Here is a 24,265-nt window from a genome sequence, read left to right on the forward strand (position 1 = left end):
ATCCCCGGGGTCCAGGGGCCGAGCCCCTGGTTACGGGAAGGGGCGGGGAGGGGAAAGATCCACCGCCCCGCCGTCCTGGCATGCCAGCGCGCTAAAGGGTGCCCGGGGTCCCACCCCCGGACCTGCGCGGGCACCCGCCCAGCCATCCGCCGCGCGGGCGCGCCGACCGCGACCAGCCCGCCGGTACAGGCCGCCACGGCGGCTGCGTCGGACCGTCGGGTTCAGGGGCCGAGCCCCTGGTACGGGGGAGAGGAAAGGTCCGCCGGACGATCCAGGCCGGGTCCGCGTTGGGGAATTCCCTAAACCCGGACCACTTCACGAGGCCGCCCCCGCCCCGCAGGTTACGGTCAACGCCTCGAGAGTTACGGTCAACGCGTCGGGAGTTACGGCAACGCGTCGACGTGACAGCGCGTCTGGGCCCGACGAAAGAGCGTGTGAGTATGACGGCTTCCGCCACCGAAAGCGGCGCCAAGCGATCGTTCACCGTATGTGCCGGAGAGGCGACCGGTGACCGCATACGGCTGAGCGTCTACGACATGCTCATCGGCACGGTCTATACGCCCCGCGCGTTTTTCTACCGGGAGACGCTCGACGGCGAGGCGCTCCGCGCCTCCCTCGGCCGGACGTTGCGTAACTTCCCCGTTCTTTCGGGGCGCATGAAGAAGGACCCCGACGGCGGTCTCAGCGTGCTGTGCGACGACTCGGGTGTGCGCTTCGTCGAGGCCCAGGCATCCACGCCCATGCCGGACTACGGACCCCGCCGCACGGCGAAAAAGGGACTGGATCGCTATCTCAGTCACGCCATGCCGTTCTGGGTGGTCGACCGCGATACACCGCTTTTCACGGTGAAGCTCACCCATATGAAAGGCGGCGGCTCCATCCTCGGGCTCACGATGAACCACGCCGTGGGCGACGGATCCAGCTATATGAGTTTCCTGGAAGCCTGGTCGCACGAGCACCGTGGCCTCGGATACGCCAAGCCCAACCACGACCGCGGGGTCATCGACGCGCTCGGCGCCCCGGCCTCCGGTGACACCCTTACGGGCGGCATGGGCGGCCCCACGGGCAGCGCCCATCTCACCGTCACCGGGCGCGGCCAGAAGACCGCCTTCGTGGGCCGCGCCCTACGCGGCAGCCTCGGCGGTGTGACGACCGTGACCACCCGTTTCACCGCCGCCGAGCTGACCGCCATGAAGGACGCCGCGACGGCCGACCTCGCGGGCACGGATCGGTGGGTGTCGACCAATGACGCGCTCACCGCCCATCTGTGGAAAGTGCTCGGCGCATTGCGGAACCGCCCCGATTCGAGCGTGGAAAGGCTCGGCCTCATCGCCGACTTCCGTTCGTTCGTCGGCGCGGCCGTACCGGATGACTACTGGGGCAACGCCGTCACCAACACCCGTCCCGGAATGACCGCCGCCGAACTGCGTTCCCGCCCGCTCGGCGAGATCGCCGCGACGATCCGCGCGGGCTATGCCGAGAACACGGAGGAGCGAATCCGCGAGGAAGCGGCATTCCTCTGCGCCGAACGCGACGCGGGGCGCCTCAAGCGGGTCATGACCACCATGGGCCTGGACGCGTTCGACAACACCATCGCGATCAACAACTGGTCGAAGCTGCCCTTCTATCGCATCGACTTCGGCCAGGGCGCCCCCTTCTGGTACGACTTCTCCCCCATCCCCATTCCCTGGACCGTGCATATCGCGCCGACCCCGGCCGACCAGGACGGCGGCCGCGATGTGCACATCGCGCTCCCCCGCGACCAGGCCCGGGCCCTTCAGGAGCCGTCCTGGGTCGGGCGGTTCCACCGTTACGCGGATTCCGGCCAGGCATTTCCGCTGACGTTCGTCGCGGCCGGCTAAGCCTCGTCCTCCTCCTTGCCCGCGAGTTCGAACCAGACCCCCTTGGCGTACATGCCCACCGCGTCCCCCTCCGCCGTCCCCCACGCGTCGGCCAGGGCCGCCACTAGCCCGAGGCCACGGCCGTGGAGGCGGTCCCCCTCGGGGAGGCAGGCTGCGGTGGGGAGTTCGGCGGAGGCGTCGTAGACCAGGACGCGGAAGCGGGGCGGCTCGATCACCACGCGCAGCATCACGGAGTCGCCCTCGGCGTGCAGAAAGGCGTTGGTGGCCAGCTCCGAGGCGCACAGCGTCGCCGTGTCGACCAGCTCCTCCTGCCCCACGGAGTTCAGGACGCAGGCGACGAAGTCCCGGCAGACCTTGGCGGAGGTCGCGTGCCGGCTGCTCTGCAAGGTGTAGACGTACGGATCCCTGGAGGGAACGGGTGGGCGGCGTGGGGGACGGTCGTCGGACTCGTGATCGGAATCCATGGGGCAACTCCCTGTGAGGGGGCCGACAGCGCGCGTACCGTTACGGCGATCAACGCGCAGTAGCGGCAACGACACCTACGGTAGGGCAGCGGTGCAAACAACTGCTACGGTCCCGTTGAATTTCCCCGACGATTACTCCTTGAGGGTTACGGAGGACCATGCCACCCCGGAGCGTCCCGACCGCGCGTCAAGTCAGGCTCGGCACAGAACTCAGGAGGATGCGCGAAGGCGCGGGGCTCAGCATTCAGGAGGCCGCCGACCGGCTGGGCATCAATCGCACCCACATCACCAACCTGGAGCTCGCGCGGTTCGGCGTGAGCGAGGAGCGGGTCCGGGCCCTCGCCGCCATCTACGCCTGCCCGGACAGCGCGTACGTCGACGCGCTCGTCGCCATGGCCCGGGAGCGCAAGGGCGGCTGGTGGGAGGAGTACCGGGGCTATATCGCCACCGGCGGGCTCGACCTGGCCGAGTTGGAGTACTACGCCACGAGCCTGCGCGTGCTGGAAATCATGCACATGCCCGGCCTGTTGCAGACAGAGGAGTACGCGCGGGCGGTGCTCGGCTCCACCGTCCCGCCGTGGTCCGCCACGGACCTCAGACGCAGGCTCTCCCACCGCATGAAGCGCCGCGACATCCTGGACCGGGACGACCCGCCGCCGTGCACCTTCATCATTCACGAGGCGGCGCTGCGCATGCGATTCGGTACCGACCGCGTGCTGCGCGCGCAGCTGGACAGCCTGCTGGAGTCCTCCGAGCGGAAGAACGTCACCGTGCGCGTGCTGACCTTCGAGGCCGGAGGGTTCCATGTGCCCGGGCTCTCGGTCACCTACGCCCTGGGGGCGGTGCCCCAGCTGGACACCGCGCAGCTCGACGCCGCCCACGGCCCGGTCTTCCTGGACGCGCAGTCCCAGCTCGTCAACCATCGTGGAGTCCTGGACCGCACCACCGAGGCGGCCCTCTCCGAGAAGGAGTCACGTGATTTCATTCGTGACATCGCTCAACAGACATGAAGGCGTGGAGATGACCGAGGTCAACTGGCAGAAATCCTCCTATTCCAGCGCGGGGGACGGGAACTCCTGCATAGAACTCGCCTTCATAGGCACCACCGTCGCCCTGCGCGAGAGCGACGACCCCCGTACGGTCCTCACCACGAGCCCCGCGAGGCTGGGAGCCCTGCTCCAGTCGATCAAGGCGGGCGCGCTCGATCACCTCGCGGCGGTGCCGGGGACGTAACGGACGGCGTAACGGACCTACGTCCAGAGGCCCAGGCGAGGCCCCCACCATGAGCGGAGGCCGGCACCGGGGCTCCGGCGTTACGGTCGGCGGTATGGAACGTATCGCCCTTGATCTCGACGCCTATCTGACGCGTATCGGCTGGACCGGCGACCGGCGCCCCGCCCCCACTGTGGAGACGCTGCGGGCGGTGCATCGGGCGCACCTCACGTCCATACCGTTCGAGAACCTCGACCCCCTCCTCGGCTCGGCCCCCTCCCTCGCCGTCCCCGACCTCGAGGCCAAGCTGGTGCGCGGCCGGCGCGGCGGTTACTGCTACGAGCACAACACGCTGCTGACCGCCGCCCTCACCGCCCTCGGCTTCCGGGTCACCGGCCTCACCGCCCGCGTCCGGGTCGGAGCGGCACCCGGGACGGTCCGGCCACGCACCCACATGCTGCTGCTGGTCGGGATCCCGGGCGAGGAGCGGCGTTACGTGGCCGATGTGGGCTTCGGCAGCGTCGGCAGCCTCCTGGAGGCCGTGCCGCTCGTCGCCGACACCGAGTTCCACGACGGCCCCCGCCGCCATCGCTACGTCCGCGAGCCGTACCCGGAGGGGCTGGAGGACCTGTGGGTGTTCCAGGCGTTCCTCGACGGCTCCTGGCAGGACCAGTACGCCTTCACCCGCGAACCCTTCGAGGCGTCCGACTACGGGGTCATCAACTGGCACGTCGCCACCAACCCACGTTCGCCCTTCCAGCACACCCTCCACGTCCAGCGCACCGCCCTGGACCGCCATCTCCTGCTGTCCGGGCGGACTCTCGTCGAGACCTACTCCGACGGCAGCCGTAAGGAGCGCGAACTCGCCGACAACGACGAGGTGCTGCGCGTTCTCGCCGCCGACTTCGGCATCGAACTGCCCCCGGGCACGGCCCTGCCGGACTGACCGCACAGCAGTTACCCCGGGTGGCTCTCCATACCGGCCCCGGTCATGGCACGATCATCCCGCTGATGGGCCGATGGGAGGGTGGCAGGGGCGGATGGAACATGAGTAAAGACAAACTGTCCGTATCGGACCAGGATCTGTCGGATCTCATCAAAGACCTTGAGGGAATGCTCAGTTACCTCGAGGAACAGATCGAGCGTCTCGGCCATCTGAGGCAGTCGGTGGACCCCGACGATCACAAGGGCCCGGCCGCCGCCGCGTACAAGAAGCTGGAGCGCGACGCCTATACGGACGCCGTGCGGGTCAGGCAGCTGCTGACCCGTATCGAGGAGGTCGCCAAGGAGCGCGGGGAGACCCCGGGTGAGCGGTACGAGGAGCTGCGGACCCGCTTTCAGTCACTACAGAAGCCGTCGTCGGAGAAGCCATCGTCGGAGAAGCCGTCATCGGAGAAGCCGTCGTCGTAGCCGGAGTCCGGATCTAACGGGTCCGGCTCCAACGGGTCCGGACCGTAGGCGTCCGGACCGCCGGTGTCGGAGCGCAGGGGGCGGAGTTCGCGGCCGACCAGGCGGTAGTAGTCGATCGCCTTGGCCATGCCGAGCGCTCCGGCGGCCGCGAAGACCAGGCCGATACCGGCGACCGTGCCCACGCTCTCCGTGCCGACGTCCGAGAAGACCGCGAACCCGCCCAGCGCCAGCCCCAGGCAGGCCAGCACGATGGACGGGCCCAGCCACAGGAGAGCGCCGCCGGAGACCCGCCAGTGCGGCAGCGTCCGGGGATCGCGCTCCAGCTCCGCCCAGTCGCGGAGGCAGGCGCCCACGAAGACATCGCTCCGGAGGCCGGAGAACACCCCCAGGCTGGAGGGGACGGTGGCGCCCAGGGCGAGACCCAGGAAGATCACGCCCAGGACGTGCTCGATGATCTCGCCCTTCACCAGGAACTGGAATCCCGAGACCGCGAGGCTCCACCCCAGCGCGAAGACGAGCGTGGACAGCCACAGCAGCAGCGCCCGGTGCGGCGCCAGGTACCACCGCGCCAGCGCCCCCATCGCCCGCGCCCGCGCGTCGAGCAACCCGGCGCGGTCCTTCCACGGCCGCTCGTCCGGGGCGGGCGGCGGTGGCGGAAGCTCGTGGGGCGGCGTCATGGCGTCCTTCCTCATGGCACTCATGGCACCCATGGCGTTCATGGCACTCATGACACTCATGGTGCTCATGGCACGCGGGGCACTGCGGTGTACGCCGACGCAGTCTCTCAGCTCACGAGGGCAGGCCACTTGACCTTCTCATTTATGTGAGGGTTTCACGATGTCCATCGAGCGGTGCCGAACCGCCGTACAGCTGAGCCGTACAGATGAGGTGAGCCCTGATGGACAACCAGCTCTTCGACTACAGCCCCATCGTCGAACGCGCCCCGATCCACTGGCCCGGTGGGGCCCGGGTGGCCTTCTACGTCGGGCTGAACGTCGAGCACTACCAAGTTGACCGCCCCTCCACCAGCATCTTCCCCGACACCCGGGCGCTGGCGCCCGATCCGCTGAACTACGGGTGGCGGGACTACGGGCCCCGGGTCGGGATCTGGCGGCTGATCGAGAGCCTGGACCGGCACCAGGTGCGGGCGAGCGTGATGCTCAACTCCGATGTCGCCGAGCGCTACCCCCAGATCATCCGGGCCGGGCGGGAACGGGACTGGGTGTGGGCGGCGCACGGCAGGAACAACTCGATCCTCCAGGCGGACATGTCCCCCGAGGAGGAGCGGGCCTACCTCACCGAGGTGATCGACACCATCGAGAAGGCCACCGGCCGCAGGCCGCGCGGCTGGCTCGGGCCCGCGCTGACCGAGACCTTCCGCACCCCGGAACTCCTGGCCGAGCTGGGGCTGCGGTACGTACTGGACTGGGCCAACGACGACCAGCCGTACCGGCTGAACGTGCCGGGCATGCTGAGCGTGCCGTATTCGATCGAGGTCAACGACGTCCAGCTCTTCGTCGGCAAGAGCCTCAGCGGGCCGGACTTCGTCCGGATCGTCAAGGACCAGCTCGACCAGCTCTACGCGGACTCGGCCGACAGCGGGCGGGTGATGTCGCTCGTGCTGCATCCGTTCGTGATCAACCAGCCCTTCCGGCACAGGTACGTGGACCAGGCGCTGGAGTACGTGGTGAACCACCCCGGGGTGTGGGTGACGACCAGCGACGAGATCGCCGACCACTACTCCGGGGACTGCTCCGGGGACCTATAGCTTCCGCTGGCGAGTGAGGAGCTCCCGCAGCGCCTTGGCGATGTCGGCGGGTGCCTCCTCGGCCATGAAGTGGCCGTAGCCGACGGTGCGGTGGTCCAGGTCGTCGGCCCAGGCGCGCCATAGCGCCGCCGCGTCATAGCCGAGGGCCGCGCCCCAGTCCTGCTGGATGACGGTGAGCGGCATCGTCAGCCGGCGTGCGCCGTCCCGGTCGGCCCGGTCGTGGTCGACATCGACACCGGCGGAGGCGCGGTAGTCCGCCACGATCGACGGCACCGCGGCGCGGCAGGCGTCCAGATAGGCGGCACGGACCTCGGCGGGGATCGCCCGCGGGTCGCCCGCCCACAGGTCGAGGAAGTGGCCGAAGAAGTCGTCGGGGCAGGCGGCGATCATCCGCTCGGGCAGCCCCGGGGGCTGGGCCATCAGAAAGAGGTGGAAGCCGACGGCGGCGGTGGTGCCGTGCAGTACGTCCCACATGTCGAGGGTCGGCAGCACGTCCAGGCAGGCGAGATGGGTGATCGTGTCGGGGTGGTCGAGGCCCGCCCGGAAGGCGACCAGAGCGCCGCGGTCATGACCGGCGAGCGCGAAGCGGTCATGCCCGAGCGCGCGGGCCAGGGCGACGATGTCGGCGGCCATGGTGCGCTTGGCGTACGCGGCGGGGTCGGTGTCGGTGTCGGCATTGGCGGGCGGTTTGTCGCTGGCGCCGTAGCCGCGCAGGTCGGGGCAGATCACGGTGTGATCGGCCGCGAGGTCGGCGGCCACGTGCCGCCACATGAGGTGGGTCTGCGGAAAGCCGTGCAACAGGACGACGGGGCTGCCCGAGCCCGCGACGGCCACGTTCAGGGACACGCCGTCGGCGACGGGGACGCGGCGGTAGTCGAAGCCGGGAATGACAGGGGCCATGGGTGAACGCGCTTTCTGTGGAGCGACCGGACGACCGGACGACCGGACGTAAGTGAGTGACTGACGAGATGGCTGCCAGCCTGCCGGGTGCGGATGAGCATCCGATCAGCGCGCTACGGTGACCGCATGCGGGTCGGTTTCGGGGTACTGGGGCCGGTGGTGGCCTGGGACGCGGACGCCGACGGGCGCGCGATCGCGCTCAAGGGGCCACGGCACCGCGCGGTGCTGGCCCGGCTGATCGTCGCGCGCCGCCGCGTCGTACCCGTCTCCCGGCTGATCGAGGACCTGTGGGCGGAGCCGCCGCCGGGGGCGGTGGGGGCGGTGCGTACATTCGTGGCCGCGCTGCGCCGCGCGCTGGAGCCGCAGCGCCCGCCGCGCACCCCGGCCCGGCTGCTGGTCACCGAGGGCCCCGGGTACGCGCTGCGGGCCGACCCGGACGCGGTGGACGCCTGGCGCTTCGAACAGGACGTGTCCGCCGCCGCGACCCTGCCGCCGGACGGCGCGCTGCCCCGGCTGGAGGAGGCGCTGAGCCGGTGGCGCGGACCCGCGTACGCGGAGTTCGCCGACGAGGGCTGGGCCCGGGGCGAGCGCTCCCGGCTGGCGGAGCTGCGGCTGCACGCCGTCGAGCGCCAGGCGGAGGCCCGGCTGGCGCTGGGCCGGGCCGCCGAGGCGGTGCCGGACCTGGAGGCGCATCTGGCCGAGCACCCCTGGCGCGAGGGCGCCTGGCGGGCGCTGGCCCTCGCGCTGTACCGCACCGGCCGCCAGGGCGACGCGCTGGCGGTACTGCGCCGGGCCCGCACGCTGCTGGTCGAGCAACTGGGCGTGGACCCGGGCCCGGAGCTGCGCCGCCTGGAGACGGACATCCTCGGCCAGGCGCCCCACCTCGACCCCACCGCGACGCGGGGCGGCGCGGCGGCCCAGGTGTGGGCGGACACGACCGCCGCGTACGACCGCACCGTGGCCTCCGGCGCCCGGACCCGGCTCGAGTCGACGGCCGCCCTGCTCCGCGACCTCTCGATGACCGGTGGCGGCGGCCTGCTGACGGCCCGCCGACAGCGCGTGGCGGCCGTCGCGGCCGCCGAAGAACTGGGCGACCCCGAACTGACCGCCCGAGTCATCGGCGCCTACGACGTCCCCGCGATCTGGACCCGCCTGGACGACCCACAACAGGCGGCATCGATCGTGGCCGCGTCCGAACGCACGCTGGCCGCGCTCGCGGCCGATTTCGGGGCCGGCCCCGGCGCGCCCGGCCAGGACGCGATTCGCGCCCGGTTGCTGGCGACGATCGCCGTGGAGTCGCGGGGTGGGCGGTCCGAGCGGGGGCGGTGGGCGGCTCGGCAGGCGGAGGAGATCGCTCGGCGGCTGGACGACCCCGGGCTGCTGGCGTTCGCGCTGAACGGCGTCTTCATGCAGAGCTTCGAACGCGCGGGGCTGGCGCCGCGCCGGGACGCCACCGGGGCCGAGCTGATCGCCCTCGCGGCGCGGCACGGGCTGGTCGCCTTCGAGGTGCTCGGCCATCTCATCCGGCTCCAGGCCCGCGGCGCGCTCGGCGACTTCGCGGCGGCCGACCGGCACGCGGCCGCCGCCGAGCGTCTGGGCGAGCGCCATGAGCGGCCGTTGGTGGGGGTGTTCACCGCGTGGTACCGGGCGCTGCGGCTGGCCGCGACGGGACGGGCGGACGAGGCCGCGGTCGAGGCGGCCTACCGGGACGCCGCCGCGCGGCTGGACGGCGCCGGGATGCCCGGCCTGGAGCGCGGTCTGCTGCCGCTCGCGCTGCTCTGTCTGCGCGTGGAGCGCGGGCGCCCCGCCCCGACCGACGCGGACCTCGACTGGGGGCCGTACGCGCCCTGGGCCCGCCCGCTGGTGCTGCTGGCCCAGGACCGCCGCGCCGAGGCCGCGGCGGCGCTGCGCACGGTCCCGGAGCCGCCCCGCGATCTGCTGCTGGAGGCCCTGTGGTGTCTCACCGGGCGGGCGGCCATCGCCGTCGGCGACCAGGAGACGATCGCCCGCACCCACGCAGCGCTGGCCCCCGCGGCGGCCGAGCTCGCCGGGGCGGGCAGCGGCCTTCTCACCGTCGGCCCGGTCTCCCGACACCTGGCCGATCTGACCGAGGCCCTGCGATAGCGGCACGGCCGAGTGCCGCTACCGCTACGGGGCGCCCGCCGAACCACGCGGCAGAGCCGCATATCACGGTTTCCCCCCTCCCCGCCCTTCCCGCGCAGCATCGATTCGCGGCTCCGCCGCGTGGCAGGGGCTCCGCCCCTGAACCCCGAGGGCTGAGGCGAAGCCCGGGCCTCGGGGTCTGGCGCGGAGCCCCGGTCCGGGGTCTGGGGCGGAGCCCCGCACGCGGCGGAGCCGCATATCGACAGGTGTCGGGAAGGGGCGGGGAGGGGAGCAGCTCGCCGCAGGCGGGCTGTCCGGGCGTGCCCCCTAGCCCCCCTCCGCTACCGCCTCGAAGCGCCAGCGGTGCACCGCCCGCCGTACCAAGTCCTCCCCCGGCTCGGGGAGTTCCGGCAGGCCCTGCGTGTCGTAGGCGCCGTCCCACCAGGTGATGACGAGGACCCGGTCCTCGGGGGCACGGAACGTTTCGCGGCGGAGCGGGGGCGGGTCGAGGGGCTGACGCCGAGCCCAGGCCAGGAGTTCCTCGCCCTTTCCGGCCACGGCCCGGGCTTCCCACATCAACGCGACCGTCATGCGTACAGGTTCTTCCGGCTCAGCTCGTGCACATGGTCGTGGGTGTGCCCGGCAGGCGCCGGGACATGCGGGTCCGTCACCGGGAGGGACGAGTCGGCCGACAGGTCCCACGCCGAGGCCGACCGCCCCCGCGCCACCATCTCCGCGCCGAGCGCCGCGACCATCGCCCCGTTGTCCGTGCACAGCTTCGGCCGCGGCACCCGCAGGGTGAGGCCCGCGTCCTCGCAGCGGCGTTCGGCCATCGCCCGCAGCCGGGAGTTGGCGGCGACGCCGCCGCCGATCATCAGGTGCTCCACGCCCTCGTCCTTGCAGGCGCGGACCGCCTTGCGGGTCAGCACGTCCACGACCGCCTCCTGGAAGGAGGCCGAGACATCGGCGATCGGGACCTCCTCGCCCGCCGCCCGCTTCGCCTCGATCCAGCGGGCGACGGCGGTCTTCAGCCCCGAGAAGGAGAAGTCGTACGCGGCGTCCCGCGGACCGGTCAGCCCGCGCGGGAAGGCGATCGCGTCCGGGTCGCCCTCGCGGGCGATGCGGTCGATGACGGGGCCGCCCGGGAAGCCCAGGTTCAGCACCCGGGCGATCTTGTCGAACGCCTCGCCCGCCGCGTCGTCGATGGTCGAGCCCAGCGGGCGGACGTCGGCGGTGATGTCGGGCGCGAGGAGCAGCGAGGAGTGGCCGCCGCTCACCAGCAGCGCCATCGTCGGCTCGGGCAGCGGACCGTGCTCCAGCTGGTCGACGCAGATGTGGGAGGCGAGGTGGTTGACGCCGTAGAGCGGCTTGCCGAGCGCGTAGGCGTACGCCTTGGCGGCCGAGACGCCGACCAGCAGCGCGCCCGCGAGCCCGGGACCCGCGGTGACGGCGATGCCGTCGAGGTCGGAGGCGGCGACCCCGGCCTCCTTCAGGGCGCGCTGGATCGTGGGGACCATCGCCTCCAGATGGGCGCGGCTGGCGACCTCGGGGACGACACCGCCGAAGCGGGCGTGCTCGTCCACGCTGGAGGCGACGGCGTCGGCGAGGAGGGTGTGGCCGCGGACGATGCCGACGCCGGTCTCGTCGCAGGAGGTCTCGATGCCGAGGACGAGGGGTTCGTCAGCCATGGGTCTCGGTTCCTTGTACTGAGGTCGCGGGGTTCGCAGGATTCGCGGGATTCGCTGTGTGCGCGGTGGACGCCGCGTTCGGCGTGGGCTCGCCGTTCGCGATAGCGGCCGCGCTCGCCGTCGCCGGGTCGGCCAACCGCATGACCAGGGCGTCCACATTGCCCGGCTGGTAGTAGCCCTTGCGTATGCCGATGGGCTCGAAGCCGAAGCGCTCGTACAGCCGCTGCGCGCGGGCGTTGTCCACCCGCACCTCCAGCAGCACCTCACGGCACTCGAAGGCGGTGGCGGCCGTAAGGAGGTCGGTGAGGAGGCGGGCGCCGAGGCCGGTGCCCCAGTGGTCGCGGGCGGCGGCGATGGTCTGGACGTCGCCGGTGCGGTCGACGACCGCGAGCCCGGCGTACCCGGCCAGCCGAGCCCCCTCCTCCGCCACCACATAGTGACGGGTGGCGTCCCGGCCCCGGGCATGCGCGAGCTCGGACCAGAACATCCCCCGCGACCAGGCATCCTCGGGGAACAGCTCCTCCTCGAGCTCCATCACCCGCTCCAGGTCCCACCAGCGCATCTCGCGCAGGGTCACGGTCGTGCCGACGCCGGTCACTTCGGGGTGACCACCTTGTAGTTGGCGGGCACCTTCGCGTCGGGGCGGCGCAGATACAGCGGCCGGGGCGGCGGCAGCTCCTCGCCGCGCGCCAGCTTCTCGGCGGCGAGCGAGGCGAGCGCCCCGGCGGACTGGTGCTCCGGCATCCCGGGCGGTACGTCGGCGAAGGCCGCCGGGTAGAGCAGCGCGCCCGCGCCGACCGCGGGCAGCCCGGCCACCCGCTCGGCGAGGTCGGCGGGGTGGTCGACGGCGGGCTCGGTGACGCGGGTGCGGGCGTCGTCGTAACGCGCCCAGTAGACCTCCTTGCGCCGCGCGTCCGTGGCCACGACGAAGGGGCCCTCCAGACCGGCCCGCCCGGCGGCGTACGCGATCCCGTCCAGCGTGCACAGCCCGTGGACGGGGACGCCGAGGGCCGACCCGAAGGTGGCCGCGGTCACCAGGCCCACGCGCAGTCCGGTGTACGGGCCGGGGCCCGCGCCGACGACGATCTCCGTCACCGCGCCCAGCTCGGTGCCCGCCGCTTTCAGCGTCCGGTGGACGGCGGGCAGCAACAGCTCGCCGTGGCGGCGGGCGTCCACGTCGGCGGACTCGGCGATCACCGCGGAGCCGTCGTGCAGGGCGACGGTCACGGCCGGGGTGGCGGTATCAAGAGCGAGCAACAGCACGAGAACAGCCTACGGCGCGCCGGGAGGTCGTTCTTTCGTACCGACGGTGGAACAGCTCGATGACCGGGCGGCCGGAGCGCGGCCGGGCGACGGGCGCCGGTGCTACCGTCACCGTAACTGTGTACGGGCCGTCAGCACGTACTGACCGCAGGAGAGGGAAGCCACCGTGCCAAGGAGCAGTACCGGGCCAGCTGTGGCCGTACTCACCGCCGCCGCGCTGGGCGTCGTCGGGTTCCTCGGCTACCAGGCCGCCGCGACCGCGCCCGACCATCCGACCCAGGCCCGGCCCGGGTCGCACTCCGCCGAGTCCAAGAAGAAGGCCAAGGACGACGCGGGGTCGAAGAAGAAGTCCACCGCCCTCCCGGCCCGCTCCGGCACCGGCGCACGGGTCGTCTACGCCCTCGGCGACAAGCGGGTCTGGCTGGTCGGCGCCGACGGCAAGGCCGACCGCACCTTCGAGGTGGGCCCCAGCCCGGCCAGCCCCGACCCGGGGACCTACACGGTGACCTCGCGCAACAAGGGCGGGGTCGGCTCGGACGGAGTGCAGGTCGAGCACGTCGTCGTCTTCCACTCGGAAGGGGGGGTCGTGTTCGGTTTCAGCGCGGCGGTGGACGGGTCGATGCCGGACCCGAACGCGCGCAAGCGGACCGGGGCCGTCCGGGAGAGCCGGGCGGACGGTACGGCGATGTGGGAGTTCGCGCAGCCGAACATGAAGGTGGTCGTCGTCCCCTAGGGGGCGTCCGGCGGGTCTTGGGGCTTGGCGCCTGCGGCGGGCTGTTCCCCTACCCGCCCCTTCCCTCAACTGGGGCTCCGCCCCAGACCCCGGGTCCAGGGGCGAGGCCCCTGCCACGCGGCGGAGCCGCATATCGATACCGCGGGAAGGGGCAGGGAGGGAATACGGCTCCGCCCGCGTGGTCCAGCGGACACCCCGTAGCGGACGCGGACGACGTGGCTGGGCATCGTAGCCGGATGACGTAACCGGATGACGTAGCCGTGCGCGGCTATGCCGCGTCCCGCTCCTCGTCATCCGCCTCCGGCTCGACGGACGCCGGGGTCTCCCCGGTGGCCTCCTCGGTCTCCTCCTCGGCCGGCCGCGGAGGCGTCGAGACCGCGCTCGCCGCCGCACACGCCGCCAGGAGCTCCGACATCGACGGTGACCGGTCGTCGCGCGCGGCGCCGGTCCCGGCCACAGGGTCGTGGGCCGACATGGATGCCTCCTGAGGGTCCTGGGGCAGTCGAGCCGAGTTAGGCAGACCTAACCCACGCTTTCTCCCACCATGTGACCACGGGTGATGCCCGGAATGCAACAGCATGCCGACGGCTTGTCGGAAACTACGCGGCATCTGCACGCGAGCTCTACCTGCGGCTTGACCGTTTGACCGGTTGACCGGGGTGACCGGGGTGACCGGGCGGCTCCGGCGCTACCCCGCGAGCGACGCCAGGTCCTCACCCGCCCAGCGGGTACCCACGCCCGTCACCACCACGTCCCGTACGTCGTCCACGTCAGCGGCCATCGTGTCCGTGACGGCCATGTCGCTGCCCGCCATGTCGCTGCCCACCGTCCGCTGGATCACCACATGCAGCCGGTCCTCCGCCAGCCCCTCGACCTTGCCCTCGCCCCACTCCACGGCCACCACCGAATCGGGCAGGGAGACATCGAGGTCCAGGTCCTCCATCTCGTCGAGGCCGCCGTTCAGCCGGTAGGCGTCGACATGGACCAGCGGCGGGCCGTCGCCCAGCGAGGGGTGCACCCGGGCGATCACGAAGGTGGGCGAGGTGACGGCGCCCCGGACGCCGAGGCCCTCGCCGAGGCCCCGCGTCAGGGTCGTCTTGCCCGCGCCGAGTTCACCGGTGAGCAGCACCAGATCGCCGGGGCGCAGCAGCTTGGCGAGTCTGCGGCCCAGGTCCCGCATCTGGTCGGGAGAGGTGACGGTGATGCGCGTGCCTACGTCCATACTCGCCGATGGTACGGGCCCGAAAAGCCCGCCGCGGACCGGCGTGCGGCCACCCCGAACGCCCCGCCCGGACCCCGGAACGCCCCGTCCGGCGGGCCCCGGAGCGGCCCAGGCAGCGTCCCCCGGAGCGCCCCGGGCAGCCGTACCGCCCGTCAGCCCGTCACACCGCGCCGCGCCCGGTCGCCGACCCCGTCCACCGACCGCGAGAGCAACTCCGTCAGATGGCCGTTGACCACCTCCGGGTGCTCGAGGATCACCAGGTGCCCGGCCTCCTCGAGGATCACCAGCTCCGCGCCCGGCAGCAGCTCCGCGATCGCCTCGCTGTGTTCCATCGGGGTGATGAGGTCCTTGTCGCCCGCGAGGACCAGCACCGGCAGCCCGTCGAAGTGCGGCAGCGCGGCCGCCTTGTCGTGGGCGATGAACGCCGGGTAGAACTCCGCGACCACATCGATCGGCGTGGCCTCGATCAGCCGCTCGGCGAACCGCGCGACCCCCGGGTCCACGTCCTTCGAACCGAACGAATAGCGCTTGATCAGCCCCGCGAACAGGTCCGCGGTCGCCCGCCGCCCCCGTTCCACCAGGTCGGCCTGCCAGCCCAGCGCCTTCAGCAGCCCGGGCAGCACCCGCCGCACCGCGTTCACCCCGACCACCGGGAGGCCGAAGCTGACCTCGCCAAGCCGGCCGGCCGAGGTGCCGATGAAGGCCGCGCCGATCACGCGCTCGCGGATCAGGTCGGGGTACTGCGCGGCCAGCGCCATCATCGTCATACCGCCCATGGAGTGGCCGACGAGCAGCAGCGGCCCCTCGGGCGCCGTCGCGTCGATCACCGCCTTCAGATCACGGCCGAGCTGGTCGATGCTGATCGCCTCGCCGTCCGCCTGGGCACAGCCGCGCGCCGAGCGGCCGTGGCAGCGCTGGTCCCAGTAGACGGTGCGGACCACCTCGCGCAGCGCGGAGCGCTGGAAGTGCCAGGAGTCCTGGGCGAGGCAGTAACCATGGCTGAAGATCATGGTGACGGGGGCCGGGGCGCGGCGCCCGAACCGCCGCTTGCGCCGGGGCGAGGGCGCGGCGGCGTTCTCCCGCACCTCCTCGACCTCGTAGTAGAGCTCGGTGCCGTCCTCGGCGACCGCCGTCCCCGGGGTGCCGCGCAGCGTGCCGTACGGGCCCTCGGCGTCCAGGGCGAGCCGCGCCTTGCGCCGTACGCCGCGGCCGACCGTCAGCCGCTCGAGCGCGACACCCGCCGCCGCCCCCGCCGCGAGCACACCGATCGCGGCACCCGCGAATCCGGCGCCCCGGCGCCAGCTCACGGCTGTGGCCCCCGCCGCGACTCGTGTCGCCATCTCTGCCGTGCTGACGGCCGTGGTCTCGTCGCCCATGGTCAGATCCCTGTGCCCCCGTCCTCACCTACATAAACGCGGGGGATACGGGCCGAGATCCTGGTCACGATCTCGTAGCCGATCGAGCCCACGGCCCGCGCCCAGTCCTCGACGGTCGGCTCGCCCCGGTCCCCCGGGCCGAACAGCACCGCCTCGTCCCCCGGGGCTGCGGTGTCGCCGCCCAGATCCACGACGAACTGGTCCATGGCGACCGTGCCCGCGATGGTCCGCCACTTCCCCGCGACCAGCACCGGGCCGGTGCCCGAGGCATGGCGCGGGATGCCGTCCCCGTAGCCGACTGGCACCAGCGCGAGGGTCGTCTCGCCGGGGGTCACATAGCGGTGCCCGTAGGAGACGCCATGACCGCCCGGCACCCGCTTCACGGAGGCGAGCGCGGCGGAGAGCGTCATCACCGGGCGCAGCCCGAAGTCGGCGGACGTGCCGAGTTCGGGGCTCGGACAGATGCCGTAGGTGGAGATGCCGGTCCGTACGAGGTCGAAGTGCGACTCGGGCACGGTCAGGGTCGCCGGTGAGTTGGCGATGTGGCGCACCTCCGGCCGCAGCCCCGCCCGTTCGGCGTGCGCGATCATCTCGTGGAAGACCGACAGCTGGGCGGCGATGGACGGATGGCCCGGCTCGTCCGCGCAGGCGAAGTGGGACCACAGCCCCGTCACCCGAATGGCCCCTTCCGCCTCGGCGGCGCGGGCCTCGGCGACCAGGGCGGGCCAGTCGGCGGGCTGGCAGCCGTTGCGGCCGAGCCCGGTGTCCCCCTTCAGGTGCAGCCGCGCGGTACGGCCGCACGCACGGGCCGCGGCGACGGCCTCGCGCAGCGCCCACAGCCCGCTGGCCGAGACGTCGATGTCCGCCTCGACGGCCTGCCGCCAGGGGCCGCCGGGCGTCCACAGCCAGCACATCAGCCGGCCCGTGTCCCCCGCCGCCCGCAGCGCGAACGCCTCCTCGGGCGTGGCCGCGCCCAGCCAGTCCGCGCCCGCCGCGCGGGCGGCTCGCGCGCACGGGACCATGCCGTGGCCATAGGCGTCCGACTTGACCACGGTCATCAGCTCGGCCGTGGGTGCCGCGGCGCGCAGCGCCCTCACGTTGGCCCGTAGGGCGGCCAGATCGACCACGGCCCGGGCGCGCATCGGTGTCTCGTCCATCTCCGTCAGTCTCTCAGGCCGATCCCCCGACCGGAGTGTGTGCTTCTCCGCACGGAGTGCGTGTGTGTGCTTCTCCGCACGGAGTGCCTCGCTTCCACGCAAGGAGTGCCCTGTGTTCGGGAGACTATGGGCATGAGGATTGCCTACAGCGTCGAGACCGTACGGGCCGCCGAGCGCGAACTGATGGCGCGGCTGCCCGAAGGAGCGCTCATGCAGCGCGCGGCGGCGGGGCTCGCGGCCGCGTGCGCCGATCTGCTGGGCCGGGTGTACGGCTCCCGGGTGGCCCTGCTCGTCGGCAGCGGCGACAACGGCGGCGACGCGCTCTACGCCGGCGCCCGACTGGCCCGCCGCGGCGCGGGCGTCACGGCGGTACTGCTCAACCCCGACCGGGCGCACGGGGGCGGGCTCGCCGCTTTGCGGGCGGCGGGCGGACGGGTGGCCGCCGTTGGCGGCGGAAGCGAGGCGAACGGTGCCGCCGAGGCGGCCGTGGCCCGCGCCGATCTCGTCATCGACGGCATCGTCGGCATCGGCGGCAAGGGCGGGCTGCGGCCCGACGCGGAGCGGCTGGTCCGGGCGGTGCGCGGGATCGTCGTCGCCGTGGACCTGCCGAGCGGGGTCGACGCCGACACGGGCGAGGTGCGCGGCTCCGCCGTGCGCGCGGACGCCACGATCACCTTCGGCGCGTACAAGCCGGGGCTGCTCATCGACCCCGCCCGCACCCACGCGGGCGCCCTGCGACTGGTCGACATCGGGCTGGACGCCCACCTCCCGGCCGACCCCGACGTGGAGGCGCTGCAACACGAGGACGTGGCGGCGATGCTGCCCCGGCCCTCGGCGGAGAGCGACAAGTACCGGCGCGGCGTGGTGGGCGTGGTCGCGGGCTCCGCCCGCTACCCGGGCGCGGCCGTGCTGGCAGTCTCGGGCGCGCTGCGGGGCGGTGCGGGGGCGGTGCGCTACGTCGGCCCCGCCGCCGACACGGTCATCGCGCGCTTCCCCGAGACCCTCGTCCACTCCGGGCCCCCGGCCAAGGCGGGCCGGGTCCAGTCGTGGGTCGTCGGCCCCGGCCTCGGCGACGGCGCGGCGGCCCGGCACTCCCTGGAGGACGTCCTCGCCTCCGATGTCCCGGTCCTGGTCGACGCCGATGGGCTCCACCTGCTGCCCACCGGCGGTGACCTGCGCAAACGCGAGGCGGCCACGGTCCTCACCCCGCATGCGGGCGAAGCGGCGGCGCTGCTCGGCGTGAGCCGCGAGGAGGTCGAGGCGGGCCGGCTGGCCGCCGTGAGGGCGCTGTCCGAGCGCTACGGCGCGACCGTACTGCTGAAGGGGTCGACCACGCTGATCGCCGCCGAGCACCAGCCAGTACGCGTCAACCCCACCGGCGTCGGCTGGCTGGCCACGGCGGGCAGCGGCGATGTGCTGTCCGGCCTGATCGGCTCCCTCCTCGCCACGGGCCTCCCCGCCCACGACGCCGCCTCGGTCGGCGCCTACCTCCACGGCCTGGCCGCCCGCCGCACCACGGCCCCACACGGCGCACCCATCGCGGCGTACGACGTGTCAACGGCACTGACGGACACCTGGCGGGACGTGCTGGCCTGAGAGGTCCGCTGGGTGCGGGTGCGTGGTGGTTGCTGGGGTGCGCGGTCGGTTGGGTGGTGGGTGCCGGGGGCGGGGCCTCCGGGGCGGCGCCCTGGACCGCACATTTTGATCGTTTCCCGCATCGAGGAGCGTGCGGGCGAGCGTCGGCCACGGTGTTACGGGCTTTGCCTAGATCAGTGGCAAGGGATCGGGCCGAGAGGGCAGCCGGGTGCCCGACACGAGCCGCCCGGTGCGCGCGGCCTCCCGCAACGCGTCCATGAGTCCGGCGCGCAATCCCGATCCGCTCGGTTCCAGATGCAGGGCGACGCCGGCCACGGACGACTGCGTGACAGAAGTGGCCCGGGAATCTGTCATGGAGGGGGACCGTACTCCTGCCGTCACCGCCGTCCGTGGCCGCCCGCTGTCAGCTGCACGGCCGGGCTATGCGCCGTATCCGCCGTCGATCCTCAGCACTGCGCCGGTGACGTAGGAGGCCTGCGGGCTGGCGAGGAAGACGACGCCTGCGGCGATCTCCTCCGGCCTGCCGTACCGCCCCATCGCCGTGGTCGGAAGGAACATGGATGCGGCCGGGCCGTCGGCGGGGTTTGCTTCGGTGTCGATGAACCCGGGTTGGATGACGTTGACCGTGATGCCCCGGTGCGCCAGATCGCGGGCTGCGCCCCGGCTGAAGCCATCGAGGGCCGACTTCGTACCCGTGTAGTACGCCAGCCCCTGGAAACCCGCCCGAGTAGCCACACCCGAGCTGATGTTGACGATCCGCCCGCCATCGGGCAGCAACGGCACCGCCGCCTGGATCGCGGCCACCACGCTGGTGTAGTTGACGGCGAGCTGCCGCTCGATGGCGGCCTGGTCGACGAGCTCGCTGTCGACCAGGCCGCCACCACCCGCGGCCGCGTTGTTGACCAGAATGTCCAGCTTCCCGAACTGCTCGACCACACGCCGGATCAAGCCCGTCGCCTGCGTCGCGTCCGCCTGGTCGGCCTGGAAAGCCGCCGCACGCACCCCCTTCGCCTCCAGCTCCGCGACCACGGCCTTGGCCTGATCCGCGGAGGACGAGTAGCTGATCGCGACGTCGGCTCCCTCGTCAGCCAGCGCCAGCGCCGACGCCGCCCCGATCCCCCGCGACCCGCCGGTCACGATCGCCACCTTGTTGTCCAGCTTTCCCATGTGCTTCCCACTTCCCTGGGTGCAACGTGCCACGGAGTTCTTGACCGTGCGGTCCACCATAAGCATGGTGGACCGCACGGTCAAGAATCCGTATCCTGTTCGCATGGCACGTCCGCGATCGTTCGACGAGAAGCAGGTACTGAACGCCGTCCGTGATCAGTTCTGGGACGCCGGTTACGCCGCGACCTCGCTGGAAGACCTGATGCGGGTCAGCGGCCTGGGCAAAGGCAGCCTGTATGCGGCGTTCGGCGACAAGCGTCAGCTCTTCCTCCGGGCGCTGCACAGCTACACCGACGACAGCCATGGCCGTCTTCGGGAAGCCCTCGCCGAGGCTCCACGGGCCCTGGACGCACTACGCATGCTCCTTGAGGCACCGATCGACGAACCGACCGGCGCCGGCACGCGGCGTGGCTGCCTGATGGCCAACAGCACCTGCGAACTCGGTAACGCCGATCCGGAAGTCCTCGACCACGCCCGCCGCACCTACGAGACGTCGACCGCGCTGATCGGTGACTGCGTCGCCCGCGCCCAACGCGAGGGCGACCTACCGGCCGGAGCGGATCCGATCGCACTGGCGCGGGCCCTCCTGGCCGCGCAACAAGGGCTCGTGTTCATGAGCCGGACCGGGATGGACACGGCCACACTCACTGCCACAGCACGATCGCTCGCGGCTCAACTCCTGCCGGACCACTCCGGCGACTGAACCGACGAGGACGGCGGCCAGGACGAGTCATGACGCCCACCGGCGGGTAGCCGCCGACGAGGCGGGAGGGGGTGGGGTCGGAGGGGTGGTGTCCTGGACGCTCACGCATATTTGTGGCGCCAATCTCCGGCCAACCCAACGATCTTCGTCCGTCGGCGCCGTAAATGTGCGGTCCAGGGCGCCGCCCCGGAGGCCCCGCCCCCGGCACCCACCACGCACAGCAGGCGCACCACCCACGCACCCGCACCCCGCGGACCCCGCAGGCCCCGCGGGACCCTCACCCCTCCGCAATCACCACCGCCGACGCCACCCCCGCGTCATGGCTCAGCGAGACATGCAGGCCCCGCACCCCCAGCCGCTCCGCGCACACCGCGACCGTGCCGCGGATCGAGAGGCGGGGGCGGCCGGTCGGTTCGGTGAGGATTTCGGCGTCGGTCCAGCGGAGGCCGCCGGGGGCGCCCAGGGACTTGGCCAGGGCCTCCTTGGCCGCGAAGCGGGCGGCCAAGGAGGCCATGCCGCGGCGCTCCCCGCTCGGCAGCCACAGCTCGCGCTCGATGAACAGGCGGTCCGCCATGCCGGGGGTGCGCCGCAGCGCGTCCTCGAAGCGGTCGATCTCGGCGACGTCGATGCCGACGCCGATGATCACGGCGTCGCTCGACGAGGAACTCGACCGGTCCGACCGCTCACTCGACCGTCACCGACTTCGCCAGGTTCCTCGGCTGGTCGACCTCATTGCCGCGCGCCGTCGCCAGCTCGCACGCGAAGACCTGGAGCGGCACGGTCGCGACCAGCGGCTGGAGCAGCGTGGGCGTGGCGGGGATCTCGATGAGGTGGTCGGCGTACGGGGCCACCGTCTCGTCGCCGCGCTCGGCGATCACGATGGTGCGGGCACCCCGGGCCCGGATCTCCTGGATATTGGAGACGATCTTGTCGTGAAGGACGGAACGCCCGCGCGGCGACGGCACGACCACCACGACCGGCACATCCTGCTCGATCAGCGCGATCGGCCCGTGTTTGAGCTCGCCCGCCGCGAAGCCCTCCGCGTGCATGTACGCGAGCTCCTTGAGCTTGAGCGCGCCCTCCAGGGCGACCGGGAAGCCGACATGCCGCCCGAGGAACAGCACGGTGTTCTTGTCGGCCAGGGTGCGGGCCAGCTCCCGTACCGGCTCCATGGTCTCCAGGACCTCGTCCACCTGGGTGGCGATCTCCGACAGCTCGCGGATCACGGAGAGGATCTCGTCGCCCCACTTGGTGCCGCGCACCTGGCCCAGGTACAGGGCCACCAGGTAGCAGGCCACCAGCTGGGTGAGGAACGCCTTGGTGGAGGCGACGGCCACCTCGGGACCGGCGTGGGTGTAGAGCACCGCGTCCGACTCGCGCGGAATCGTGGAGCCGTTCGTATTGCAGATGGCCAGCACCTTCGCGCCCTGCTCACGGGCGTGCCGCAGCGCCATCAGGGTGTCCATGGTCTCGCCGGACTGCGAGATGGCGATCACCAGCGTCCGCTGGTCCAGGATGGGGTCGCGGTAGCGGAACTCGCTGGCCAGCTCCGTCTCGCAGGGGATCCGGGTCCAGTGCTCGATGGCGTACTTGGCGATCATGCCCGCGTGGTACGCGGTGCCGCACGCCACGATCACGACCTTGCTGACCTCGCGCAGCACCGAGGCCGGGATGCGCACCTCGTCCAGGCAGAGGTTCCCGGCCAGGTCGATCCGGCCGAGCAGGGTGTCCGCGACGGCCTTCGGCTGCTCGGCGATCTCCTTGAGCATGAAGTAGTCGTAGCCGCCCTTCTCGGCGGCGGAGGCGTCCCAGTCCACGTGGTACGGGCGGACCTCGGCCGGTGCCCCCTCGAAGTCGGTGACGGTCACACCGTCCCGGCGGGCCTCCACGACCTGGTCCTGGCCCAGCTCGATGGCCTCGCGGGTGTGGGCGATGAAGGCGGCGACATCGGAGGCGAGGAACGCCTCCTCCTCGCCGACGCCGACGACCAGCGGCGAGTTACGGCGCGCCCCGACCACCACATCGGGCGCGTCCGCGTGCACCGCGACCAGCGTGAACGCGCCCTCCAGCCGGCGGCACACCTGCCGCATCGCCTCGGCGAGGTCGCCGCAGGACGAGAACGACTCGGCCAGCAGATGCGCCACGACCTCGGTGTCGGTCTCGGAGGCCAGCTCATGGCCGCGCTCGGCCAGCTCGGCGCGGAGCGCGGCGAAGTTCTCGATGATGCCGTTGTGGACGACGGAGACCCGGCCCGCGTTGTCCAGGTGCGGATGGGCGTTGGCGTCGGTCGGGCCGCCGTGGGTGGCCCAACGGGTGTGGCCGATGCCGGTGCCCCCGGTGGGCAGCGGGCGGTCGGCCAGCTCCTTCTCCAGGTTGCCCAGCTTGCCCGCCTTCTTGGCCGCCGCCAGCCCACCGTCGGCCAGCACGGCGACGCCCGCCGAGTCATAGCCGCGGTACTCCAGCCGCTTGAGCCCGGCGAGGACGACATCGAGGGCCGACTGCCCTCCCACATAACCAACGATTCCGCACATGGACGCAGCGTACGACCCCGGGCCCCGGCCCGGGGTGACCGACCCCACGCCCCAACACCGCTCACTCGGCTGGTCCCTGCCACGACAATGAGAGGGTGATCACGTCAACCGCGCGCGATGCGCGCACCGTGCGCGGCCCGCAGCGGCGGGGCGGCGAGGCGACTCCGTATGTGGATCTGTCCCGTGCCGAGTGGAGTGCGCTGCGGGACAAGACGCCACTGCCGCTGACCGCCGACGAGGTCGAGAAGCTGCGGGGGCTCGGCGATGTCATCGACCTCGATGAGGTGCGGGATGTCTATCTGCCGCTGTCCCGGCTGCTCAACCTCTACGTCGCCGCCACCGGCAATCTGCGCGGCGCGCTCAACACCTTCCTGGGCGACACCAAGCGGGGCAACGGGGCCCAGCCCGGTACGCCGTTCGTGATCGGCGTGGCGGGGAGCGTCGCGGTCGGGAAGTCGACCACCGCGCGGCTGCTCCAGGCGCTGCTGGCCCGCTGGCCCGAGCATCCGCGGGTGGAGCTGATCACCACCGACGGCTTTCTGTACCCCAACGACGAGCTGCGGCGCCGTGGGCTGATGTCCCGCAAGGGGTTCCCCGAGAGCTACGACCGCAGGGCGCTGACCCGCTTCGTCGCCGATGTGAAGGCGGGCCGGGCGGAGGTGTCGGCGCCGGTCTACTCCCACCTGATCTACGACATCGTGCCGGACGAGCGGCTGACCGTGCACCGCCCCGACATCCTCATCGTCGAGGGGCTCAATGTGCTCCAGCCCGCGCTGCCGGGCAAGGACGGGCTGACCCGGGTGGGGCTCGCGGACTTCTTCGACTTCAGCGTGTACGTGGACGCCAGGACCGAGGACATCGAGCGCTGGTACCTGGGCCGCTTCAAGAAGCTGCGGGAGACGGCCTTCCAGGACCCGTCCTCGTACTTCCGCAAGTACACCCAGGTCTCGGAGGAGGAGGCGCTGGACTACGGGCGGATGATCTGGCGGACCATCAACAAGCCGAATCTGAAGCAGAATGTGCAGCCCACGCGGGGGCGGGCCACGCTTGTGCTCCGCAAGGGGCCGGATCACAAGGTGCAGCGGCTGTCCCTGCGCAAGCTGTGAGGAG

General features: G+C 72.2%; 25 protein-coding genes and 1 pseudogene. 11 read left to right on the top strand and 15 right to left on the bottom strand.

Annotated elements, in window-relative coordinates; all coding sequences use genetic code 11:
- The first annotated feature begins 440 nt into the window (after positions 1–440).
- Entirely contained in the window at positions 441–1,862 is a 1,422-nt protein-coding gene (locus ACT2CW_RS24660; RefSeq protein WP_445518304.1) for an acyltransferase, read from the top strand.
- Here the strand turns inward: ACT2CW_RS24660 and ACT2CW_RS24665 are convergent.
- A complete protein-coding gene (locus tag ACT2CW_RS24665) occupies positions 1,859–2,326 on the bottom strand; it encodes an ATP-binding protein (protein ID WP_445518305.1) in 468 nt (155 codons plus the stop codon). The two genes, ACT2CW_RS24660 and ACT2CW_RS24665, sit on opposite strands and share 4 nt — an antisense overlap.
- 158 nt (positions 2,327–2,484) lie before the next feature.
- Between ACT2CW_RS24665 and ACT2CW_RS24670 the strand changes: the two genes are divergently transcribed.
- From ACT2CW_RS24670 to ACT2CW_RS24685, 4 genes are all read left to right on the top strand, one after another.
- Complete coding sequence (locus ACT2CW_RS24670) at positions 2,485–3,336, top strand: helix-turn-helix domain-containing protein (RefSeq protein WP_432047718.1); 852 nt, start codon at positions 2,485–2,487, stop codon at positions 3,334–3,336.
- 10 nt (positions 3,337–3,346) lie between these two features.
- Positions 3,347–3,559, top strand: a complete 213-nt coding sequence (locus ACT2CW_RS24675; protein ID WP_037953046.1) for a DUF397 domain-containing protein — start codon at positions 3,347–3,349, stop codon at positions 3,557–3,559.
- A 103-nt stretch (positions 3,560–3,662) separates the two neighbouring features.
- Positions 3,663–4,484: an arylamine N-acetyltransferase family protein gene (locus ACT2CW_RS24680; protein ID WP_445518413.1), complete on the top strand. Its 822-nt coding sequence runs from the start codon at positions 3,663–3,665 to the stop codon at positions 4,482–4,484.
- 101 nt (positions 4,485–4,585) lie between these two features.
- On the top strand, positions 4,586–4,948 hold the full coding sequence (locus tag ACT2CW_RS24685) for a hypothetical protein (protein WP_445518306.1): 363 nt from the start codon (positions 4,586–4,588) through the stop codon (positions 4,946–4,948).
- Here the strand turns inward: ACT2CW_RS24685 and ACT2CW_RS24690 are convergent.
- The gene (locus tag ACT2CW_RS24690) at positions 4,876–5,676 is read right to left on the bottom strand and encodes a hypothetical protein (RefSeq protein ID WP_445518307.1); all 801 of its coding nucleotides are present in this window, start codon (positions 5,674–5,676) and stop codon (positions 4,876–4,878) included. The two genes, ACT2CW_RS24685 and ACT2CW_RS24690, sit on opposite strands and share 73 nt — an antisense overlap.
- A 170-nt stretch (positions 5,677–5,846) precedes the next feature.
- Between ACT2CW_RS24690 and ACT2CW_RS24695 the strand changes: the two genes are divergently transcribed.
- The gene (locus ACT2CW_RS24695; RefSeq protein ID WP_445518308.1) at positions 5,847–6,716 is read left to right on the top strand and encodes a polysaccharide deacetylase family protein; all 870 of its coding nucleotides are present in this window, start codon (positions 5,847–5,849) and stop codon (positions 6,714–6,716) included.
- Here the strand turns inward: ACT2CW_RS24695 and ACT2CW_RS24700 are convergent.
- Positions 6,711–7,616, bottom strand: a complete 906-nt coding sequence (locus ACT2CW_RS24700) for an alpha/beta fold hydrolase (RefSeq protein ID WP_445518309.1) — start codon at positions 7,614–7,616, stop codon at positions 6,711–6,713. The two genes, ACT2CW_RS24695 and ACT2CW_RS24700, sit on opposite strands and share 6 nt — an antisense overlap.
- 126 nt (positions 7,617–7,742) lie before the next feature.
- Between ACT2CW_RS24700 and ACT2CW_RS24705 the strand changes: the two genes are divergently transcribed.
- Positions 7,743–9,740, top strand: coding sequence for a BTAD domain-containing putative transcriptional regulator (locus ACT2CW_RS24705; protein WP_445518310.1), 1,998 nt, complete (start codon positions 7,743–7,745; stop codon positions 9,738–9,740).
- A 306-nt stretch (positions 9,741–10,046) separates the two neighbouring features.
- Here ACT2CW_RS24705 and ACT2CW_RS24710 read toward each other — a convergent pair whose 3' ends face one another.
- From ACT2CW_RS24710 to tsaB, 4 genes are read right to left on the bottom strand one after another with little or no spacing between them, the layout of a single operon-like run.
- On the bottom strand, positions 10,047–10,310 hold the full coding sequence (locus ACT2CW_RS24710; protein WP_445518311.1) for a hypothetical protein: 264 nt from the start codon (positions 10,308–10,310) through the stop codon (positions 10,047–10,049).
- Positions 10,307–11,407: a tRNA (adenosine(37)-N6)-threonylcarbamoyltransferase complex transferase subunit TsaD gene (gene tsaD / locus ACT2CW_RS24715; RefSeq protein ID WP_037952962.1), complete on the bottom strand. Its 1,101-nt coding sequence runs from the start codon at positions 11,405–11,407 to the stop codon at positions 10,307–10,309. Before tsaD ends, ACT2CW_RS24710 begins: the two co-directional genes overlap by 4 nt.
- On the bottom strand, positions 11,400–11,969 hold the full coding sequence (rimI, locus tag ACT2CW_RS24720; protein ID WP_445518414.1) for a ribosomal protein S18-alanine N-acetyltransferase: 570 nt from the start codon (positions 11,967–11,969) through the stop codon (positions 11,400–11,402). The genes tsaD and rimI overlap by 8 nt, the downstream gene beginning before the upstream one ends.
- A gap of 32 nt (positions 11,970–12,001) precedes the next feature.
- Positions 12,002–12,670 carry a tRNA (adenosine(37)-N6)-threonylcarbamoyltransferase complex dimerization subunit type 1 TsaB gene (tsaB, locus tag ACT2CW_RS24725; RefSeq protein WP_182467813.1) on the bottom strand — a complete coding sequence of 223 codons (669 nt, stop codon included), beginning with the start codon at positions 12,668–12,670 and terminating at the stop codon, positions 12,002–12,004.
- Between the two features lie 193 nt (positions 12,671–12,863).
- Here tsaB and ACT2CW_RS24730 point away from each other — a divergent pair, with 193 nt between their 5' ends.
- Complete coding sequence (locus ACT2CW_RS24730; RefSeq protein ID WP_445518312.1) at positions 12,864–13,403, top strand: hypothetical protein; 540 nt, start codon at positions 12,864–12,866, stop codon at positions 13,401–13,403.
- 268 nt (positions 13,404–13,671) lie between these two features.
- Here ACT2CW_RS24730 and ACT2CW_RS24735 read toward each other — a convergent pair whose 3' ends face one another.
- The 4 genes from ACT2CW_RS24735 to alr form a co-directional block, all read right to left on the bottom strand.
- Positions 13,672–13,878: a hypothetical protein gene (locus ACT2CW_RS24735; RefSeq protein ID WP_445518313.1), complete on the bottom strand. Its 207-nt coding sequence runs from the start codon at positions 13,876–13,878 to the stop codon at positions 13,672–13,674.
- A gap of 213 nt (positions 13,879–14,091) precedes the next feature.
- Entirely contained in the window at positions 14,092–14,625 is a 534-nt protein-coding gene (gene tsaE, locus ACT2CW_RS24740; RefSeq protein WP_164434360.1) for a tRNA (adenosine(37)-N6)-threonylcarbamoyltransferase complex ATPase subunit type 1 TsaE, read from the bottom strand.
- A gap of 152 nt (positions 14,626–14,777) precedes the next feature.
- Positions 14,778–16,001 carry an alpha/beta fold hydrolase gene (locus ACT2CW_RS24745; RefSeq protein WP_445518314.1) on the bottom strand — a complete coding sequence of 408 codons (1,224 nt, stop codon included), beginning with the start codon at positions 15,999–16,001 and terminating at the stop codon, positions 14,778–14,780.
- Positions 16,002–16,003: 2 nt separating this feature from the next.
- Positions 16,004–17,158, bottom strand: a complete 1,155-nt coding sequence (gene alr / locus ACT2CW_RS24750) for an alanine racemase (protein ID WP_182467815.1) — start codon at positions 17,156–17,158, stop codon at positions 16,004–16,006.
- Positions 17,159–17,290: 132 nt separating this feature from the next.
- On the opposite strand from alr, the gene ACT2CW_RS24755 reads away from it, so the two are divergent.
- Positions 17,291–18,754 (top strand): NAD(P)H-hydrate dehydratase, encoded by a 1,464-nt coding sequence (locus ACT2CW_RS24755; protein WP_445518315.1) that lies wholly within the window; start codon positions 17,291–17,293, stop codon positions 18,752–18,754.
- Positions 18,755–18,893: 139 nt separating this feature from the next.
- Here ACT2CW_RS24755 and ACT2CW_RS24760 read toward each other — a convergent pair.
- Both ACT2CW_RS24760 and ACT2CW_RS24765 read right to left on the bottom strand, forming a co-directional pair.
- Positions 18,894–19,108 (bottom strand): annotated as a pseudogene (locus ACT2CW_RS24760) (PLP-dependent aminotransferase family protein); the annotation flags it as partial.
- Positions 19,109–19,174: 66 nt separating this feature from the next.
- Complete coding sequence (locus tag ACT2CW_RS24765) at positions 19,175–19,921, bottom strand: SDR family NAD(P)-dependent oxidoreductase (RefSeq protein WP_445518316.1); 747 nt, start codon at positions 19,919–19,921, stop codon at positions 19,175–19,177.
- Positions 19,922–19,967: 46 nt separating this feature from the next.
- Between ACT2CW_RS24765 and ACT2CW_RS24770 the strand changes: the two genes are divergently transcribed.
- Positions 19,968–20,624 carry a TetR/AcrR family transcriptional regulator gene (locus ACT2CW_RS24770; RefSeq protein ID WP_445518317.1) on the top strand — a complete coding sequence of 219 codons (657 nt, stop codon included), beginning with the start codon at positions 19,968–19,970 and terminating at the stop codon, positions 20,622–20,624.
- Between the two features lie 277 nt (positions 20,625–20,901).
- Here ACT2CW_RS24770 and ACT2CW_RS24775 read toward each other — a convergent pair whose 3' ends face one another.
- Together ACT2CW_RS24775 and glmS are read right to left on the bottom strand one after the other, a co-directional pair.
- The gene (locus ACT2CW_RS24775) at positions 20,902–21,270 is read right to left on the bottom strand and encodes a holo-ACP synthase (protein WP_445518318.1); all 369 of its coding nucleotides are present in this window, start codon (positions 21,268–21,270) and stop codon (positions 20,902–20,904) included.
- Positions 21,271–21,307: 37 nt separating this feature from the next.
- On the bottom strand, positions 21,308–23,155 hold the full coding sequence (gene glmS / locus ACT2CW_RS24780; protein WP_182467823.1) for a glutamine--fructose-6-phosphate transaminase (isomerizing): 1,848 nt from the start codon (positions 23,153–23,155) through the stop codon (positions 21,308–21,310).
- A 95-nt stretch (positions 23,156–23,250) separates the two neighbouring features.
- Between glmS and coaA the strand changes: the two genes are divergently transcribed.
- A complete protein-coding gene (gene coaA / locus ACT2CW_RS24785; protein ID WP_037952933.1) occupies positions 23,251–24,261 on the top strand; it encodes a type I pantothenate kinase in 1,011 nt (336 codons plus the stop codon).
- Positions 24,262–24,265 lie beyond the last annotated feature (4 nt).

This window comes from Streptomyces sp. NEAU-174, assembly GCF_052665095.1.

Coding starts and splice junctions, on each gene's coding strand:
- ACT2CW_RS24765 (WP_445518316.1), bottom strand. CDS start 19,921: ATGGGAAAGCTGGACAACAAGGTGGCGATCGTGACCGGCGGGTCGCGG.
- ACT2CW_RS24675 (WP_037953046.1), top strand. CDS start 3,347: ATGACCGAGGTCAACTGGCAGAAATCCTCCTATTCCAGCGCGGGGGAC.
- ACT2CW_RS24705 (WP_445518310.1), top strand. CDS start 7,743: ATGCGGGTCGGTTTCGGGGTACTGGGGCCGGTGGTGGCCTGGGACGCG.
- glmS (WP_182467823.1), bottom strand. CDS start 23,155: ATGTGCGGAATCGTTGGTTATGTGGGAGGGCAGTCGGCCCTCGATGTC.
- alr (WP_182467815.1), bottom strand. CDS start 17,158: ATGGACGAGACACCGATGCGCGCCCGGGCCGTGGTCGATCTGGCCGCC.
- rimI (WP_445518414.1), bottom strand. CDS start 11,969: ATGCGCTGGTGGGACCTGGAGCGGGTGATGGAGCTCGAGGAGGAGCTG.
- ACT2CW_RS24685 (WP_445518306.1), top strand. CDS start 4,586: ATGAGTAAAGACAAACTGTCCGTATCGGACCAGGATCTGTCGGATCTC.
- ACT2CW_RS24670 (WP_432047718.1), top strand. CDS start 2,485: ATGCCACCCCGGAGCGTCCCGACCGCGCGTCAAGTCAGGCTCGGCACA.
- tsaE (WP_164434360.1), bottom strand. CDS start 14,625: ATGGACGTAGGCACGCGCATCACCGTCACCTCTCCCGACCAGATGCGG.
- ACT2CW_RS24665 (WP_445518305.1), bottom strand. CDS start 2,326: ATGGATTCCGATCACGAGTCCGACGACCGTCCCCCACGCCGCCCACCC.
- ACT2CW_RS24690 (WP_445518307.1), bottom strand. CDS start 5,676: ATGAGTGCCATGAACGCCATGGGTGCCATGAGTGCCATGAGGAAGGAC.
- ACT2CW_RS24755 (WP_445518315.1), top strand. CDS start 17,291: ATGAGGATTGCCTACAGCGTCGAGACCGTACGGGCCGCCGAGCGCGAA.
- ACT2CW_RS24745 (WP_445518314.1), bottom strand. CDS start 16,001: ATGGGCGACGAGACCACGGCCGTCAGCACGGCAGAGATGGCGACACGA.
- ACT2CW_RS24710 (WP_445518311.1), bottom strand. CDS start 10,310: ATGACGGTCGCGTTGATGTGGGAAGCCCGGGCCGTGGCCGGAAAGGGC.
- ACT2CW_RS24695 (WP_445518308.1), top strand. CDS start 5,847: ATGGACAACCAGCTCTTCGACTACAGCCCCATCGTCGAACGCGCCCCG.
- tsaD (WP_037952962.1), bottom strand. CDS start 11,407: ATGGCTGACGAACCCCTCGTCCTCGGCATCGAGACCTCCTGCGACGAG.
- ACT2CW_RS24660 (WP_445518304.1), top strand. CDS start 441: ATGACGGCTTCCGCCACCGAAAGCGGCGCCAAGCGATCGTTCACCGTA.
- ACT2CW_RS24735 (WP_445518313.1), bottom strand. CDS start 13,878: ATGTCGGCCCACGACCCTGTGGCCGGGACCGGCGCCGCGCGCGACGAC.
- ACT2CW_RS24700 (WP_445518309.1), bottom strand. CDS start 7,616: ATGGCCCCTGTCATTCCCGGCTTCGACTACCGCCGCGTCCCCGTCGCC.